The sequence below is a fragment of the Tropicimonas omnivorans genome (assembly GCF_031846565.1).
GTDB classification, from domain to species: domain Bacteria; phylum Pseudomonadota; class Alphaproteobacteria; order Rhodobacterales; family Rhodobacteraceae; genus Tropicimonas_B; species Tropicimonas_B omnivorans.
The window spans coordinates 1-16,845 of record NZ_JAVRHL010000009.1 but is presented as its reverse complement, the minus strand read 5'-3'; the positions used below and the strand labels follow the sequence as shown (position 1 = coordinate 16,845).

General features: G+C 57.7%; 12 protein-coding genes and 3 pseudogenes. 7 read left to right on the top strand and 8 right to left on the bottom strand.

The window, feature by feature from the left end; translation table 11 throughout:
• Positions 1 to 854: 854 nt before the first annotated feature.
• From RM543_RS18760 to RM543_RS18740, 5 genes are read right to left on the bottom strand one after another with little or no spacing between them, the layout of a single operon-like run.
• Positions 855 to 1,781, bottom strand: a complete 927-nt coding sequence (locus RM543_RS18760; RefSeq protein ID WP_311694444.1) for an ABC transporter substrate-binding protein — start codon at positions 1,779 to 1,781, stop codon at positions 855 to 857.
• A 56-nt stretch (positions 1,782 to 1,837) separates the two neighbouring features.
• On the bottom strand, positions 1,838 to 2,788 hold the full coding sequence (locus RM543_RS18755; RefSeq protein ID WP_311694442.1) for an ABC transporter permease: 951 nt from the start codon (positions 2,786 to 2,788) through the stop codon (positions 1,838 to 1,840).
• 47 nt (positions 2,789 to 2,835) lie between these two features.
• Positions 2,836 to 4,347, bottom strand: coding sequence for a sugar ABC transporter ATP-binding protein (locus tag RM543_RS18750; protein WP_311694440.1), 1,512 nt, complete (start codon positions 4,345 to 4,347; stop codon positions 2,836 to 2,838).
• Positions 4,344 to 5,486: a Gfo/Idh/MocA family oxidoreductase gene (locus tag RM543_RS18745; RefSeq protein WP_311694438.1), complete on the bottom strand. Its 1,143-nt coding sequence runs from the start codon at positions 5,484 to 5,486 to the stop codon at positions 4,344 to 4,346. Before RM543_RS18745 ends, RM543_RS18750 begins: the two co-directional genes overlap by 4 nt.
• A complete protein-coding gene (locus RM543_RS18740) occupies positions 5,483 to 6,541 on the bottom strand; it encodes a sugar phosphate isomerase/epimerase family protein (RefSeq protein ID WP_311694436.1) in 1,059 nt (352 codons plus the stop codon). The genes RM543_RS18745 and RM543_RS18740 overlap by 4 nt, the downstream gene beginning before the upstream one ends.
• Positions 6,542 to 6,670: 129 nt before the next feature.
• Between RM543_RS18740 and RM543_RS18735 the strand changes: the two genes are divergently transcribed.
• Positions 6,671 to 7,684 carry a LacI family DNA-binding transcriptional regulator gene (locus tag RM543_RS18735; RefSeq protein WP_311694434.1) on the top strand — a complete coding sequence of 338 codons (1,014 nt, stop codon included), beginning with the start codon at positions 6,671 to 6,673 and terminating at the stop codon, positions 7,682 to 7,684.
• Positions 7,685 to 7,764: 80 nt separating this feature from the next.
• Here the strand turns inward: RM543_RS18735 and RM543_RS18730 are convergent.
• Positions 7,765 to 7,878: pseudogene (locus RM543_RS18730) on the bottom strand (IS5/IS1182 family transposase); the annotation flags it as partial.
• Positions 7,879 to 7,962: 84 nt separating this feature from the next.
• Here RM543_RS18730 and RM543_RS18725 point away from each other — a divergent pair.
• The 3 genes and pseudogenes from RM543_RS18725 to RM543_RS18715 all read left to right on the top strand — a co-directional run.
• A pseudogene (locus RM543_RS18725) lies at positions 7,963 to 8,313 on the top strand (transposase); the annotation flags it as partial.
• Between the two features lie 153 nt (positions 8,314 to 8,466).
• Positions 8,467 to 9,153: a hypothetical protein gene (locus tag RM543_RS18720; protein WP_311694432.1), complete on the top strand. Its 687-nt coding sequence runs from the start codon at positions 8,467 to 8,469 to the stop codon at positions 9,151 to 9,153.
• Positions 9,154 to 9,663: 510 nt separating this feature from the next.
• Positions 9,664 to 9,929: pseudogene (locus RM543_RS18715) on the top strand (IS5/IS1182 family transposase); the annotation flags it as partial.
• 200 nt (positions 9,930 to 10,129) lie between these two features.
• Here RM543_RS18715 and RM543_RS18710 read toward each other — a convergent pair.
• Positions 10,130 to 10,642: a hypothetical protein gene (locus RM543_RS18710; protein WP_311694430.1), complete on the bottom strand. Its 513-nt coding sequence runs from the start codon at positions 10,640 to 10,642 to the stop codon at positions 10,130 to 10,132.
• Positions 10,643 to 11,902: 1,260 nt separating this feature from the next.
• On the bottom strand, positions 11,903 to 12,613 hold the full coding sequence (locus RM543_RS18705) for a helix-turn-helix transcriptional regulator (RefSeq protein ID WP_311694427.1): 711 nt from the start codon (positions 12,611 to 12,613) through the stop codon (positions 11,903 to 11,905).
• 69 nt (positions 12,614 to 12,682) lie between these two features.
• On the opposite strand from RM543_RS18705, the gene RM543_RS18700 reads away from it, so the two are divergent.
• The 3 genes from RM543_RS18700 to RM543_RS18690 all read left to right on the top strand — a co-directional run bounded on the left by RM543_RS18700 (position 12,683) and on the right by RM543_RS18690 (position 16,585).
• Positions 12,683 to 13,255 (top strand): glutathione S-transferase family protein, encoded by a 573-nt coding sequence (locus tag RM543_RS18700; RefSeq protein WP_311694425.1) that lies wholly within the window; start codon positions 12,683 to 12,685, stop codon positions 13,253 to 13,255.
• 487 nt (positions 13,256 to 13,742) lie between these two features.
• Positions 13,743 to 14,816 (top strand): dsDNA nuclease domain-containing protein, encoded by a 1,074-nt coding sequence (locus RM543_RS18695; RefSeq protein WP_311694424.1) that lies wholly within the window; start codon positions 13,743 to 13,745, stop codon positions 14,814 to 14,816.
• 104 nt (positions 14,817 to 14,920) lie between these two features.
• On the top strand, positions 14,921 to 16,585 hold the full coding sequence (locus RM543_RS18690) for a coiled-coil domain-containing protein (RefSeq protein WP_311694422.1): 1,665 nt from the start codon (positions 14,921 to 14,923) through the stop codon (positions 16,583 to 16,585).
• Positions 16,586 to 16,845 lie beyond the last annotated feature (260 nt).

The window sequence follows — 16,845 nt, the reverse complement described above, 5'->3', positions numbered from 1 at the left end:
ACCAACACATAAATGATTAATGACCCCTAAGTGCTACCGGTCGCGAACGGCCCTTAGCTGCCGTTCGCCGGTCGGCTCGCCGCCGCGCGGCTTCACCGAACCGGACGTTCGCAAGGCGCGCGTTATTTTAGCTGCCTAGATGGCTGCTTTGCGGGACCTTCCTGCCATTCGCCGTACGTGCTCAGTTCAATTTGCACGGGCGCAGTCAGTCGTGAGGGAGGGCGGAAACAGGACCTTAGCCGCGGTCGCGAAGGCACCTCGCCCGCACCGTGGAAGCGGCCATTCAAGCGAGAGCCAAGGCCGGAACCCGCTCGATCGACACCAGGGGCGGTTTCCGGACCTTCTCTGCAGTTGCGAACACATCTTGGCATCAACGCTGGAGCCCTCACTTGGTCCGGCTCACACGTTCGGACCGGGTTGACCGATCAAAGGGCGGGAAGCAGGCCTTAGTTGCGGCCCCGACTTAGGTCCCGGAAGGGCGGAAACCGGTCATTCGCTGTAGACGCCAAGGTCCCCCGCCCGGCCTCAGGAAGCGGACATTCAGTGAGGAACCTGGGGCGGTACCCGCCTGGACGACACGAAGGGCGGGAAGCCGACCTTCGCGGCAAGAGCGCAATATTTCGGCTATCCCGATCTCCGACACCGAAATGACACGGCTTCGGAGTTGCGGTTTGATCCCCGGTGGCACCGAAGTCTGCGAGGATCTTGAGCGAGGGCGAGGGCGAGGGCGAAGGGCGTCAGCCTCGGCAATCTTTGTCCGTAACCTTCTCCATCGAAGCTGTCTGTTCCCGCGAGGCGAACGCGCCCGCTTTGCGAAGGAAGCGGGCGCGCATCTTTTCGCGATGTCGAACGGATCAGAACGGGCTGTCGGGGTAGTAGTACTGCTCGGCGTTCTCGGGCGTGATCAGGACCGAGCCGATGGTGAAGGTGCCCGAGACTGGCGCGTTCGACACCATGCCGACCGCGGTCATCTCGATGGCCGTCGCGATCATAGCCGGCGGATAGGTGACGTCGGCGGGGATCATCTCGTCGCCGTCAATAACGCGCTTGACCATCTCCTTCATGCCCGCGCCGCCGAGAACGAATTGAATGTCGTCGCGTCCGGCGGCTTCGATGGCGGCGAGAACGCCGACGGCCATGTCATCGTCCGAGGCCCAGACCGCGTCGATCTGGTCGTGCTTCTGCAGGAAATCCTGCATCACGTTGAAGCTGTCGTCGCGGTTCCAGTTGCCGTGTTCCATGTCGAGGATATTGATGCCGGACCCTTCGATGGCCGATTCAAAACCCTCGACACGCTCGTTGTCGATCGTTGTCGGAATACCGCGGAGCACGACGATGTCGCCGCCGTCGGGCATCTGGCTGACCATGTACTGCCCCGAGACGTGGCCGAAGCCGGGATTGTCACCCGCGACGTAGAGATCCTCGATACCGTCCTGGCTGAGACCGCGATCCACAACCGTCACCCAAACGCCGCTCTCGGCGACGGACTGGATCGGCGGGGTGAGCGGGTCGCTCTCGAACGGCAGCACGACCAGCGCGTCGATGCCGCGAGTGGCGACCATGTCCTCGATATCGTTGACCTGCGCGCCCGCATCGGAGGCCGCCGTCAGCACGAAATCGAGCTGCGGATACGCGTCTTCGAGGCGTTCGACGGTCTCTTGCGCGTGGAAGTTCATTCCGCCAGCCCAGCCATGCGTCGCGGCCGGGATCGACACGCCGATCACGGTCGTATCGTCTTGTGCCCAAGCCGCGCCCGACAGCGCCAGAATGGTACAGCTCATAAGTGTCGTCTTTATGTATGACATCTCGGTTCCTCCCAGTTGATCGGCCGGGCGTTTTAGCGCTTGGCCTTGGCTTCTCGCTGCAGAATGACGGCGAGAATGATGATGACGCCCTGGATCGCGCCGTTGAGATAGGGCGACACCAGGTCGGTCAGGTTCAGGATGTTGTCGATGAGGCTCAGGATCAGCACGCCGATGACGGTGCCCCATACCCGACCGAACCCGCCCTTGAGCACTGTACCGCCGATGATGACCGCGGCGATGGCTTCCAACTCCCACAGAAGACCGGTCGAGGCCGAGGCGGACCCCAGGCGCGGGACATACATGATGGTCGCGATCCCGACGAGCAGGCCGAGCATCGCGTAAGTCAGCAGCCGCGTCCGGTTGACGTCGACATTCGAGTAATGCGCAACCGCCTCGCTGGAGCCGATCGCCGCGCAATGCCGCCCGAAGCGCGCGCGGCTCATGAGCACCTCTCCGATGAGGACGACGAGCGCGAACACGATGATCGGCCAGGAGATGCCGAGGATGCCTTCGAAATAGACCGGACGGTAGAAGGTGCGCAGGCCGAAATCGAGCGACAGGGTTCCGCCGTCCGCGAGCCATGTGACGAGGCTCCGGTAGATGCCCATCGTCCCAAGCGTGACGATGAAGGCTTCGATCCCGACGGTCGTGATGAGAAAGCCGTTCAGCATCCCAGCGAGACTACCCGCGACCACCGCCACCAGCATGCCGAGAAGAATGATCGGAACTCCGACGCCGAGCGACGGCAGTGCCGCGTTCATCACCAGGATCATCAGTCCGGCGATGAAGGCCGCCATCGATCCGACCGATAGGTCCAGACCGCCCGCGGTGATGACGAAGGTCATTCCCACGGCGATGATGCCGATGAAGGCGGACCGCGCGAGCACGTTGGTGACGTTCGCCGCGCCGAGGAAATTCGAGTTCATCATCGCGCCGATCGCGACAAGCACGACCAGCGCGAGGATTGGCCCGAGCACGCTCATCGAGGGGAGGCTGCGCAAGGCGCGAGTATTTGTCGTCTCAGAAGTCATCAGGCCACCCGCCCCTCTTCATTCGCACCAAGTCCGACCGCGAGCCGCACGATCTTGTCCTCGGTCATCTCGGTTTTCGTCAGCGTCCCAGCTACTTCGCCCGTGCGCATGACCATGACGCGGTCGGCAAGGCCGATGACTTCTTGCATCTCGGACGAGATCATAACGACGCCGTGCCCTCGGTCGGCCAGGCCGCGAAGGAAGGTGTAGATCTGCTGCTTGGTGCCGATATCGATACCGCGTGTCGGCTCATCCGCAATCAGGATCAAAGGCTCGGACTGCATTATCTTGGCCAGAAGCAGCTTCTGCTGGTTCCCGCCCGAGAGGTTGCCGACCGCCATGTTCCGCTGGCCCGCGCGGATGTCGAACTCTTCTATGGCCGCATCGAGGGCGCGGTCCTCGGCCGCCCGGTCGATCATCAAGCCGCCGAAGCGATCGAGAGCCTGCAAGGTCAGATTGACCCGCATGGACTTGTCGAGCAGCAGACCGCGCAGCTTGCGGTCCTCGGTCAGATAGCAGAGACCGTGTTCGAGCGCGTCCCTCGGCCGCGTGATCGAGACGGCGCGCCCGGCAATCTCGACGCAGCCTGCGCTCGCGGCGCGCAGGCCGCAGAGACCCTCGAAGGCTTCGGTCCGGCCGGCCCCGATGAGACCGGAGACACCAAGGATCTCTCCGCGGCGAAGCTCGAAGGAAACGCCACGCGCATGGCCCGGCACGGTAAGGTTCTCGACCTTGAGCATCACCTCGCCCGGTTCGCCCGTCTTCAAAGGATAGAGGTCAGAGACATCGCGCCCGACCATCGCGGTCGCCATCCCGTCCTCGCTGATCCCTGCGGCCCGGCCGTCATGCACGACCGCCCCATCCCGCAGGATCGTGACATGATCCGCGATCGCGGAGACCTCGCCGAGCTTGTGCGAGGTGAAAAGGACGGCTGTTCCCTGCTCCGTCATGCGGCGCACCTGGTCGAACAGGATCTCAGTCTCGGATCCGGTCAGCACGGCGGTGGGCTCATCCATGATGAGAACGCGGGCATCGCGGCTCAGCGCCTTGGCGATCTCGACCATCTGCTTGTCCGAGTTCGACAGCTCCGACACCTTCGCATCGGGATGCACACGGCAATTCACCCGGCCTAGATAGTCGCGCGCCAGCCGCCGCATCCGGCGCTTGTCGAGAAATGGGCCGCGCCGCAGCTCGCGCCCGAGAAAGATGTTCTGCTCCACGGTGAGCTGTTCGGCGAGATTGAACTCCTGATGGATCATCACGATCCCAGCTTCCTCGCCGTCGTGCAGGGAACCAAAGGTGACCTCTTCGCCATCCAGCAGGATCCGTCCCGCGCTCGCCGGCTGATAGCCTGCGAGTATCTTCATCGTGGTGGACTTGCCCGCACCGTTCTCGCCGATCAGTGCGAGCACCTCGCCCGCGCGAAGATCCAAGCTGACGCCATGCAGCACCTCGACCGGGCCGAAGCTCTTGCGCACGTCGCGCAGGCAAAGGACCGGCTCAGCCGTCATATCGTGACCCAGGCCGCGTCATCCCGCGAGGACGTCACACAGGCGCGGATGAACGCCATGCCGTCGAGCCCTGCCGAAAGGCCCGGCAGTTTGCCCATGAGCGCCGAGCGCGGTTGGCCGCCTTGCGCGGCGCGGATGGCCTCGGCGGCCTCGGAGTAGAGCGTGGCGAAGGCCTCGAGGTAGCCTTCGGGATGTCCCGCCGGAATGCGGCTGACCAAATTGCCTGCCTCGGTCGCGCCCGCGCCGTTCCGGGTGATCCGGCGCGTCGGCTCGCCATGCGGCGTGTACCAGAGGGAATTGGGCTCTTCCTGCGCCCATTCGAGGCCGCCTACCTCACCAAAGATCCGCAGGCGCAGACCGTTCTCGCATCCGGGCGCGACCTGACTGCACCAGAGCATGCCGCGCGCGCCGCTCGCATAGCGCAGCATGACATGCGCGTTGTCGTCGAGCGCGCGACCCGCGCCGAAACTGTGCAGATCGGCCGCGAGACGGTCCGGCACCTGGCCCGTTACGAAGGCCGCGAGATTGAAGGCATGCGTGCCGATATCGCCGATGGCGCCGCCCGCGCCGGAGCGGGCAGGATCGGTCCGCCATTCGGCCTGCTTGACGCCCTGGCTCTCCACGTCGTCGGTCATCCAGTCCTGCGGATACTCGATCTGGACCAGCCGGAGCGTGCCGATCGCACCGTCCGCAACCATGTCCTGCGCCTGCCGCACCATCGGGTAGCCGGTGTAATTGTGCGTCAGGATGAACAGCGCATCGCTCGCCGCGACCGCCTTTTCCATCGCCTCCGCGTCTTCGAGGGTCGCAGTCAGCGGCTTGTCGCAGATCACGTGGATGCCACGCTCGAGAAACGGCTTGGCGGCTGCGAAATGCACGTGGTTCGGGGTGACGATGCTGACCGCCTCGATGCCGTCCTTGCGGGCGGCCTCGGCCTCGGCCATCTCCTCGAAGGAGCCGTAGGAGCGGGCCGGATCGAGCCCGAGCGCCTCGCCGCTCGCCTTCGCCCGCTGGGGCGTGGAACTCAGCGCCCCTGCCACGAGATCGTAGTGTCCGTCGATGCGGCTGGCGATCCGGTGAACCCCGCCGATGAAGGCGTCCGAGCCGCCGCCAACCATGCCAAGTCTGATCCGTCTCATGCGTCCAACCCCAGCATCTTGCGGTTTGTGGCCTCGTCGATGTCGCCGCTCGCGAAATCGTCGAAGGCATGCGGCGTCACGCGGATGATGTGATCGCGGACGAATTGCGCACCCTCGCGCGCGCCGTCCTCTGGATGCTTGAGCGCACATTCCCATTCGACGACGGCCCAGCCGTCGAAATCCATGGCCGCGAGCTTCGAGAAGATCGCGCCGAACTCGACTTGGCCGTCACCGGGGCTGCGGAAGCGGCCCGCGCGATTCACCCAAGGCTGGTAGCCACCGTAAACGCCCTGCCGCCCGGTCGGATTGAACTCCGCATCCTTGACGTGGAACATCTTGATGCGCTCGGCATAAATGTCGAGATTATCGAGATAATCAAGGCATTGCAGGACGTAGTGCGACGGATCGTAAAGCATGTTGCAACGCGCGTGCCCGTCCAGGCGTTCGAGGAACATTTCGAAGGTGACGCCGTCGTGCAGATCCTCCATCGGGTGAATCTCGTAGCAGACGTCGACACCACATTCCTCGGCATGATCGAGGATCGGACGCCAGCGCGCGGCCAGTTCGTCGAAAGCGGTGTCGACAAGGCCCTGCGGCCGCTGCGGGAACGGATAGACGAAGGGCCAGACGAGCCCGCCCGAGAAAGTGACATGCTGGCCGATGCCAAGCATTTGCGATGCGGACAGCGCCGTCCTGATGCGTACGCTCGCCCATTCCTGTCGGGCCGCGGGCTTGCCCTGCACCTCGGGCGGCGCGAAGCCGTCGACCCAGGCGTCATAGGCGGGATGCACGGCCACGAGCTGACCAAGGATATGCGTGGACAGATCGGTGATCTCGACCCCGTTTTCGCGCGCCGTCCCGACCCATTCGTCGCGATATGTGTCGGATGTGGCGAGTTGATCGAGATCGACGAGGCGCGCGTCCCAGACCGGTACCTGCACGCCCTTGTAGCCGACCTCCGCGGCCCACCGCGTGATACCGTCCCATGAATTGAATGGCGCCTCGTCGCCGGCGAATTGCGCCAGGAACAGGCCGGGGCCCTTGATCGTCTTCATATGTCCTCCCTTTCCGAGACGTACACCCCTCCACTGGCGTATCGACTCAGCCTCCTGTAATCGATTACATCAGCGGCAAGACTCGCAGACAAGCCTCTTTCTTGCTCCTGAGCGATGTAAGGAGACCCGATGAGCACTCGCGTTCGGATCGCAGACGTTGCAGCCGCAGCAGGCGTGTCGACCGCCACGGTCAGCCGGACGCTGTCCTCGCCCGGTATCGTCGGCGAAGAGACGCGGGCCCGCGTCATGGCCGCTGTCGCCGCCACGGGCTATCGGATCAACGCGGCCGCCCGGGATTTACGCCGGCAGCAGCCGCGCGCAATCCTGGTTCTCGCGCCGAACCTCGCCAATACCTTCTTCAACCGTATCATCGCTGCCATCCAGGATGTCGCTGGGCAAGCCGGGCTCGCGGTCCAGATCTCCGACAGCCGTGCTGGAACCGATATGCTCGAGACCATAGTCCAGTGCGGACGGGCCGACGGGATCGTGCTGCTCGACGGTGCCTTGCGGCCGGAGATGGTCCGCAATTGGAAATTGCCGGTCATCCAGCTGTGCGAATGGAACGACGATTACGCCCTGCCCGGCCTTCAGATCGACAATGCCGCCGCCGCCCGTGTCGCAGTCAATCACCTTGCGGATCTGGGGCATACGCGGATCCTGCATGTCGCCGGTCCGTCCGAGAACGTTTTAAGCCATGCGCGGCGAGCCGGGTTCGAGGACGCCATGGCCGCGCGGGGACTATCACCCGAGATCCACCAAGGCGGATTCACGATCGAAGCGGGCGCCGCAGCCGCACATGCGTGGGCAAATATCGCCGATCGTCCGACGGCGGTCTTTACCGCATCGGACGAATGCGCCTTCGGATTCATCTCCGAATGCTACAGGCTCGGCTTCAAGGTGCCGCGGGATGTCAGCGTGATCGGGTTCGACGATGTCGATTTCGCGGGCCATTTCCTTCCGCCGCTGACAACCATCCATCAGCCACGGGCGCGGCTTGGCCGGCAGGCCGCAGAGCGACTGGTCTCGGCCCTGCAGAGCGACACGCCACTCGGCGCGGGCTATGACCAAATCCCGCCACATCTGGTCATACGGTCCAGCACGTCGGCCTGTAGCGCCTCGAAACGCCGCGAAACAGACCGCTAAGCAGTCCTTGAGGACGTGAAGGGGCTCTGTTGCACAAATCGGCTGACGGACAAATCTCCCCTTTCCCCGGACGGACTTTTCCCGCAGCCATCTGTGATGGGTATGCCAAGCGCGGTGTAGCCGTTCAGGACGGCGATACGGACCTGTAGCTCTGCGACGTGTCGATCAAAGTCTCCCGCCATGAGCCGCATTCCCCAAGTAATTCGCTGATTTTACTCTCATGATCGTCGTATTTTCTGTATAAATCATAGCGTTGTCGACTGTGATGGGAGTATTTCATGGATCAGCCAGAGGGTGCGGACTTGCAGCGGGCAGATCGTGTGAATTTCGACCGCCGGTTGCGGCTGTAATCCCGAGGCGCTCAGCTCAGTTCGGATGTAGGTCTTCTGGTGAAGCGCGAGTTGGATGACGCGCTCGGGCTGTCTGATCTTGCGTCGGGTGCGCTCAATGACCGCCGTGGCAAGAACACGGTCCATCGGCTCGACGGGCTGTTTAGGCAATCGGTCTACGGCCGTTTGGCAGGATACGAGGACGTCAACGATGCTGACCGGCTGGCGGTCGATCCCGTCATGCGTCAGATCATGGGCGGCCGTGCTGTCGACGCACAGGCGGCTTCGGCCTCGCAAATGATGTGCAAACGGCAGGCTACTTGGGGAATGTCGGTTTGGATCAGTTGACCATCTGAAAAGGCTCGCTACGTCAGGACGTGACAAAATCCACTATGTCAGATATGCAAGCGTATATAATCCAATATAATTTGATCACGTTGAGCTACAGTCCGAATGATCATACGTAAAGAGTTTTGCAGATTTTTTACACCAATGTTCTTCGTGGCAGCGATGTGTTTTGTGCTTGTGTCGGAAGGTATAGCTATGGGTGATCCGCTCATAAATCTCAGGCGGTTTTTTACTGATCTGTTCCGCGTTCAGATCGATGGCCCCGAGGTGATACGCAGAGGTAGTGACCCGCAACTGGCGAATACGCCTCCCAGCGATCCTGAATTTAAACGCGCCCTTCATCTCTCGCCGTCGGCAATTACCGATAATGAATCTCTAACATGCGGTGATATTGTATTTCTTGGCTATTATGATTGGCTCGAAAAGTTTAATGAAGCACAAGAAGCTCGCTTGCAGGCACAAGATAATCGCACGACCCCTGAAATGCGATGGCCAAACTTCTGGGATTGGAATTCACCAGTTTTCGCAAGAACAACGACAAGAAGGACGTTTTTGGGAAATTTGAAATCTGTGCCTGTGTCTGTTGCTGTTCTCGGAAATAATTGGGATATTTCTAATTTTATAAATCCTGAAATCAATAAATTGACGGATTCAGCGCTACAGCGTGTATTTTCCGTCAAGGGACGCGGTTACGACAGCATCTATGAATTCCATATAGATTCCAAAGATGTCGTACTGTCTGAAGCCCTAGACTGTGATGGTTTCACAATATTTAATATTGAGGTTCAATAATGGCTGACTACGAAATACAGTTCAACGTTTACGATGGCACATCGGGCTCTTCGGGAGCTTTCTCTGCTTCAGGTCACGCGAACGTCACTTTCAAAAATAGTACAACTGGCTTTTCAGTAACAGCTGGAGCTAACCAGACACCTCTTTCGGCTGGTACAGCTTTTCGAGGGCGAGGATCGACCACCGACGGTATCATTCAAGACGAGGGCAGCAAACTGGAACCCGGTGAATGGAAGATAGACGCTTTCGCAAGTCCGCGATCAATGAGGACCTGCCCGACATCGCGCCCATCGGCGCCGTAAAGGACGCCCAGCATTCGGCCATAGCCGCCCGATCCCGGTCAAGGTGTTAGCCGTTCCAGAAATCTGTAACGAAACGTTTGGGGTTAGAAGGCGTTGTTGCAAAACTCTGCCCGGCGAGGATTCACAGCACGAATCCATGAAGTTAGGAGGGGGATATGCCGAAGCCCTCACCCACCCGATACCGCACGACGAACTGGTCGGACTATAACAGGACGACGGCATGGCAGCCCGGGTCCGGAACGAAACCCTGCGCGCGACGCGCCACTATGGCAGGGCATTCTCGAAGCGTTGGACCGGCTACCACATGCGAAGTCGAGTCGAAGCAAAGATGCGATGACTCAAGGCCTTCGGTGAGCGCATCGCCCCACGAGACCCCGACCGCCAGACCGCCAGACCGCCGAAATCCACATCCGCATCGCCCTCATGAACCGCTTCTCAGCCCTCGGCACCGCCGAGATCGTTCGTGTATCCTGACACCGAACGGGAAAAGGGGAAGTGCGTCTTAGGCGGGAGTTCCGCAACAACGCCGCTTCAGGACATCCAAGTTAACAACAATACCGCTTTCAGAATAGCCCAGGTTCCCTCTGTTAATGACGTCTCGAGCTATGCCTTCCCAATGAGTGTTCTGGTTTCGAGCCCAATTTACAGCCTGTTGCCAAAGGTCTGCCATGGTATCACTCCTTAACTGTTATACGGTATGTGATTAGATGATCGCCATAACCATCCGGATCAGAATTTACTTCTTCTGAGGTGCGAGAAATGGAAACTTTTTCTGTCGCATGACAATTTGACGGGGCGAAAAATTTGTAATCGCGCTCGTCGAAGCTCATGACGTATACCGCACCATCTGCATTATACAGAATGACTTTGCTGAGATAGTCTAGTAGGCCTTCATCGACAATGCGTCCGCTTTTCAAATTCCAGCTATTTATGCCTAAAATGCCATCCAGCACTAATGTTGCGTTTGCACCCACACCTAGAAAACAAGCTGCTTCCCAACTTGATCCAACTATTTCCGGTAAGCTGATATTATGTTTTGATACGAGAGGGTTTTTTAGGAAGTAGTTTTCAATATCATTGGCTTCGAAGTAACTGCTTTGTTGTCCACTTCTAAGAATATCACTACTCCATGCGCCTAGTATAACGCCTGCTATTCCGGCTACGGATGCTATAAAAACACTTCGCATCTAAATGGTATTCTCGCTTTGGACAATATGGGTTAAGCCGTCCGGCCTTTAACTTGAGGCATCAAGTAACGCCAATGTCCCGGGAATGCTCAGCATGGCAGGGTATCGGCGATTCAGGTTTATGGCCGGGCGCTCCAGGGGCTTAAAAATGAAGCCGTGTTCTGCCTATCGCAGCTATCTGAAAGGATCGATTTTGTCACGCCCTGCCGTAGCCAATCTTTACAAATGGTTAGCCGTCTCAAAAATCTTCGTCGGACCAATGCTGGTTGGTGCTGCGTTCGCGTCGTAATCGGCGTTGTTGCAGAACTCTGCAGAACCGAACCTTCGAGCAAGAAGCAGCGAAACAACGGTTTGTTTCGCAGAGCCGACCTTGAAGTGCCAGACCGCGCTGCACGGAGCCGCCGATGGCCGCTTTAGAAAAGCTGCGCTGCAGCGGGGCCGGCCTGGCGAATGTCCGGAAAGGGCCGCTAGTGAAACGCGTTCCCAGGTTCTTGAATGTGTTGTGCTAAGGCGTCGATTTTGGACACTGCTTGGCGGACCCTAGGTATTGCGTCCTCGAGATCACTTAGCGTCATCTCATCGATGGACTGAAGACTTTCAACCGAGGCGTGCAACACTTCTGATGCCTGTCTCTTAATCGTTGATATTTCTTTCATTCCTCTACTTGCGACAAATGCGCTTGCACCGAAAGTTGGGCCAGTCCTCAGTCGATGTTGTTCCCATTTCATTCGGCTCACATCACACGTAGATTTCAATCTTTGGAAACTACCGCATGCTTCAGCAACGACTGTTTGCGCCTGCAGCCTAACACTTCTCTCATGCGCTTCATCTGTAGATTGAGCCGATCGCCTAGCAACTTTCAGAGCCAAGACTGCAACTCGTACAGCTACTATGGTCACTACCACGGCGGCTATTGAGGCAAATAGCATTATCGCCTCTAGCCAATTCGTCTGGAGCCATAAGGAAAATACTGACACAGGAACACCTCATTTGGACTTAGCGTTCAATCCGGATCAATATATGGTGATGGAGTTAAGCTTTCTCAAGGCGTGTGCCAACAGTTGCCACGACCGGAGGTTGCTCAAATTGAATGGCTGCTTCTAGCAAGCTGCGTCGCAGCACAGTTTGAAGCAACGGAGGTCGGCAATGGGCCGGGAGCGACGGACTGCCTGGGTCGCGATTATCAGATCCAGCTGACTGGTCCGCTGCGAAGCCCCACTCGAAAGTGCTCAACCATCAAGCGAATGTTCTAGCCGCGCATCAGCTACGACCGCTCACCTTTTCGCGCTCCGTAAACCGGCTGGCAATGTAGCCCCGGAGCAGCTCCACGCGACGCGGGCGGAAACTGGTGCCGCTCAGGCGCATTTCCACGATCCGGGCAACATGGAACAGACGATAGTCCTGTCTAAGTTGGCAGAAGCCAAGGAGTGTCAGCGCAGTCGGCCCGTAGGATAGGCCGAGCGGCCAGATTTCCCGGTCTGTCCGGCGCTCGCTCAGGTCGCGATAGGAAATCCACAGGCTCGTTTCCTCCCAGCAAGCGCGTCGGATCAGGTCCATGTCGACCTCCACGATCGGCCGGGTGTCGGGCGGTCGCCAAGATCGCAGGATCGTATGCATCGCCTGGCGGGCCTGGCCGTCCGGAAGCGTGGCGATAATGCGGGCCATAGCGTCGCGCCCGGCGCGGGCCAGATCCGCGTCGCCCAAGGCGTCGAGGCTGCCGATCCCCAGCGCCAGGGCCTCGATCTCGATGCGGGAAAAGCTCTGCGGCGGCAGGGCTGGGTCTTCCGTCAGCGTGTAGCCATAGCCCGCCGCGCCATCGATGAGGACCCCGCCGGCCCGCAGGGTTGCGATGTCGCGATAGAGCTGGCGGCGGGAGATCTCGGTTTCGGCGGCAAGACGCTCCGCCGTCACCGGCGCAGGTAGGCGACGCAGAACCTCCATCAAACGCATCAATCGGTCCTGGCGGGCCATACGCTACTGCCTCGTTCTGTCAGCAGGAGAAGTGTAGGCCGATCCGGCAGATATCGAAAGGAGTTATCGATGCCAATTCTCTACCATTCCCCCCGATCCCGCTCCGACACGGTCGCGACGCTGGTTCAGATGCTGAACGCCGACGTCACGATCCGCGAGGTCACGATCTCCCGTCTGGACGGGACGGGCGCACCAGATCCCGACAATCCGCATCCAGAGAAGAAGGTGCCCTATCTGGTCGACGGCGAGGACACCGTGCGCGAACGCGGCGCTATCATCGTCTACCTGACGGACGCCTATCCAGAGGCGAAGCTGGGGCCGCTCCCCGGCGAGACCGGTCGGGGCGCGTATCTCTCCTGGCTGTTCTACTATCAGGGTATCATGGAACCGCTGCTGGTCCTGCACTGGGCCGGCTTCAGCCATCCCGCGGTGACAGCATCGCTGCGCGATCTCGACACGATGCTCGACAGGTTGAAAGACGCGCTGGCGAACGGTCCGTGGCTGTTGGGAGAGCGTTTCAGCGCGGCCGACATGCTGTGCAGTTCCCCCTTCTCATGGTTCCCCGATCTCATGCCGGAAGACCCGAAGATCCGGGACTGGGTCAACCGCTGCGCGGAACGCATGGGTAAAGAGCCCTCCTGAGTGATCGAAGCTGCTTAAAACCGCCCGTGCAGATGGTCCGGGCGGCGCCTGCCGTCGCGCGGTCGAGCTTCACCGAACAGCCAACGCCCCACAGGCTCGCAAATCGTCACTCTGACAGCCCAGAGGCGCAATGTCGGGACAGGGCCGGTCGCGTTGTTGGGGAACAACTACAAGACGGCGGACAGCGGTCGTTCGCTGCGGACGCCAAGGTGTCCCGGCCGCCCTCAGGAAGCGGACATTCAGCGAGGAACCCGGCCGATAGCTTCATGGACGACACGAAGGGCGGGGAGCCGACATTCGCTGCGTCTGGGAGACCTTAGGCCCCAGGGAACGAAAGCGGACATTCAAACGCAGCTTGTTTCAATGCGCCCAAGGAAGAACTTCGCGGCCCAAAGGCCTTGCCTCAGTTCGAAGCGATTATGATTTGCATCTTCGGACAACAACTCTAAACTGAGCGCGCTTCTGCTTTGGCATTAGGGGGCTAAGGGTGTCACGGCAACTACTTGAAGAGATGTTGAAAAAGCCGCAGCGCGAAACTGCTGGAGCCGATACGAACCTCCGGTTTGACTATCAAAAGAATTGGGCGTTCTGCGAAATGATAAAGAAGCATCTAGACGGTGCCGACTATCTGGTTGCTTTCGAATACCACGACGATGTGGTCTTCATGGAGCCGGGCGACGACCCACAGCAAGTAGACTTTTGCCAAGTCAAAACAAAGAAGTCATCTTCAAGCGTTACGTTGGGGTTCTATTTGGCGCGCGCCAAGGCAAATGACGGGAAAAAGCCTTCGATCCTCGGCAAAATGTACGACAACTTTGACGGCATCGGCGCGGGGCATCAGGTCAAAACAGTTCTTGTTTCGAACGTGCCGTTTTCGTTTTGCGGTAGCAATTCTTGCGCGGCCGACCTCAAGGAAAACCACGTAAAGACAATTAAAGATAAACTGACAGCCGAGCTACCAGATTTTGATGAAGACCGCCTAAGCAACATGCACTTTGTTGCAACCGGGATCTCGCTGGATGCCATGCAGAGCTTCCTGATGGGCGAAGTGTCCAAGTTGTTCAAAACGGAGCTTGGAGAAGGCCATGGGGTCAACATGCACGCTTGGACTAGGTTGGTGCAAGACGAGATCAATCGCAAAAACAACGTCGACGCTGAGACCATTTCTTCCACTGATGACCTTAAACGGAAGAAGTGCGTTGACCGTAATTTCCTGACTGGCACCATCCAGCTTGTCGCAAACAACAGAACTAGCGTGCCTGACATGGCCTTGGTAAATACCGAACTGAAGGATGCTGGTTGGTCCGCTGTTGATCTTATGAAACTGGGAAAGAAGATCTCCAATGCAGTTTCTGACTACACCAACCCAACGAACGGCGATGCACAGAAACTGAAGCAGCGCCTCGAACACTTGTTCCACTCCGCAGTACCAGAAACACTACCGAGATTTCTTACCAGTGCTTTGTTGCAAGTGGAGACGCTTACAGAAGGCTTGTCGCTGTATGGTGAAAAATTCTACTTTCAGGCGTTTGTAGTGATTGTGTTCAATGAGGAAATTTAATTTTCATAAACTTATCAGAAACCTAAGAAAAGGTCGTGAAGATGACAGGCTTGGTGTTCAAAAGGCTTTGGATAGTATCAAAGCTCGAGAAAGCCGCGAGGATAGTGAGCTTCCAATTCGGGATCAACATTCTGACGGGGGAGAATGACGTTGGTAAATCGACGCTGATTAAATCCCTCTATCATTCTATTGGCGCCGACGCGCCTCAAATGAATAATACTCGCTGGAAGCGAGCTAAAGTGTTTTACTGTTCTGAAATCATCTTGAATGATGAAACTTACTTTATTGTTAGGGATGGAAAACACTTTGGTGTCTTTGATGCCCAGAAGGGTATGCTCTCAAGGCATAATGGCATATCAGCGGAAGGCGGTATTGCTGATTTTATTTGTGAACAGCTGGGTTTCAACATTGAACTGGAGAAGAGCGCGGACGGCAATCTGGGGCGAGCCGGACCAGCTTTCTACTTTCTTCCATTTTACGTTGATCAAGACGCTGGCTGGACTAAAAGTTGGGAGTCGTTCAGCGGGCTTCAGCAGTTCACTTCGTATCGCAAGAACATGATTGAGTATCATCTGGGGATACGCCCACAGAGCTATTACGATGCCAAGAAAAAAGAGATGCAATTCGTAGAGGCGAAGTCATCTCTCCAAGGTGAAAGAAACGTGCTATCCACTGCACTAGCCACTTTTCAGAAACGTTCCTCTCAAATCCAAGTCAGCCTTGATCCTGAGGCTTTCAAGGAAGAGTTGGAGCAGTTGGTCGACGCTTACAATCTGCAGAGAGCGCGTCAACAGGATGCTCTGTCTAATGTTAAAGACGTAAGGAACGAACGAAACGGCATTGATACAGATATCGCCATTCTACGTCGCTCAATATCTGAGCTGTCCGCCGACTACGAGTATGCTGCACGGCTTGAAACGCCCGACGTCATTGGTTGCCCCACATGCGGAACAGAGTTCGAGAATTCATTTCAAGAGAGATTTGGGCTGCTGGATGACGTGGACTACTGCCGAGGAATTCTAGATCAACGCCAGAAAGCCCGTATTGAAGTTTCTGAGAAGCTCGACGCAGCAGAGCGCCAATATAGATCGGTTGGACAAGAAACTCAAGAAATGGAACTGTTGCTCAATAGAAAAAAATCTGAGGTAACATTGCGCGACATTGTTGCTTCAGAGGGCAACAAGGAGATGGTTGTCTCACTCGGTGCAGACATCGCTAGTAAAGATGAGTCAATTGAAGAGGTTCAGAAATCGATTGATAGGCTAAAGGCTGACTTGAAGCTGGACTCCAAGAGGAAAAAGGACATCCTCGAATACTACCAGTCGCGTATGAAAGAATTTTTGAACGCCTTAAACGTCTTCGTTCTGGAGGAAAGCGATTATGCGGAACCAACTAAGGTAATCAAAAACAACGCTCTAGGCAGTGATCTCCCTCGTGCCTTGCTAGCTCAGTATTTTGCGCTGTTACACACCATGAAGAAATTTGGCGGCACAAAAGTCTGTCCACTGATCATCGATTCGCCGCAGCAACAAGAGCAAGACACGAGCAACGTGGGGGCGATTTTCAAGTTCATCTTCTCTAAGGTGCTGGATAGTCAGCAACTTATCCTGGGAACGATTTCCACAGAAGCTGTGCCAGACGAAACTATTCCAGTAAATGCGAACCGTATCGTTCTCTTCAACGAGAAGTATTCCGTTTTGCGACACGATCAATTTTCTGAAGCAATCTCTGACGTCGGCGAAATGCATGAACTAATGCTAGCGACGTAGCTATATCACCGATGTGCAGAAGGGCGAAAAATCTCAAACTTTTGACAGAGTTGATGTGGCGGCCTCTGTCATTCCGCCTACATACACACTGTAATATTGGATTTCTTATTTCCTAAAATACAGGTGTGGAATATTTGGCCACTGTCAGAAGGCGGCTTTGTGTCGAGTGTGTAGACGATACGAATGTCTGAAACGAGTAAGCTGCGCTGCAGAACTTAGCCTTTCGGCCAATGGCGGCTGTGGGCCGGAAGCGCCATGGG

Coding starts and splice junctions, on each gene's coding strand:
- RM543_RS18700 (WP_311694425.1), top strand. CDS start 12,683: ATGCCAATTCTCTACCATTCCCCCCGATCCCGCTCCGACACGGTCGCG.
- RM543_RS18750 (WP_311694440.1), bottom strand. CDS start 4,347: ATGACGGCTGAGCCGGTCCTTTGCCTGCGCGACGTGCGCAAGAGCTTC.
- RM543_RS18720 (WP_311694432.1), top strand. CDS start 8,467: ATGATCATACGTAAAGAGTTTTGCAGATTTTTTACACCAATGTTCTTC.
- RM543_RS18710 (WP_311694430.1), bottom strand. CDS start 10,642: ATGCGAAGTGTTTTTATAGCATCCGTAGCCGGAATAGCAGGCGTTATA.
- RM543_RS18760 (WP_311694444.1), bottom strand. CDS start 1,781: ATGAGCTGTACCATTCTGGCGCTGTCGGGCGCGGCTTGGGCACAAGAC.
- RM543_RS18735 (WP_311694434.1), top strand. CDS start 6,671: ATGAGCACTCGCGTTCGGATCGCAGACGTTGCAGCCGCAGCAGGCGTG.
- RM543_RS18745 (WP_311694438.1), bottom strand. CDS start 5,486: ATGAGACGGATCAGACTTGGCATGGTTGGCGGCGGCTCGGACGCCTTC.
- RM543_RS18755 (WP_311694442.1), bottom strand. CDS start 2,788: ATGAGCGTGCTCGGGCCAATCCTCGCGCTGGTCGTGCTTGTCGCGATC.
- RM543_RS18705 (WP_311694427.1), bottom strand. CDS start 12,613: ATGGCCCGCCAGGACCGATTGATGCGTTTGATGGAGGTTCTGCGTCGC.
- RM543_RS18740 (WP_311694436.1), bottom strand. CDS start 6,541: ATGAAGACGATCAAGGGCCCCGGCCTGTTCCTGGCGCAATTCGCCGGC.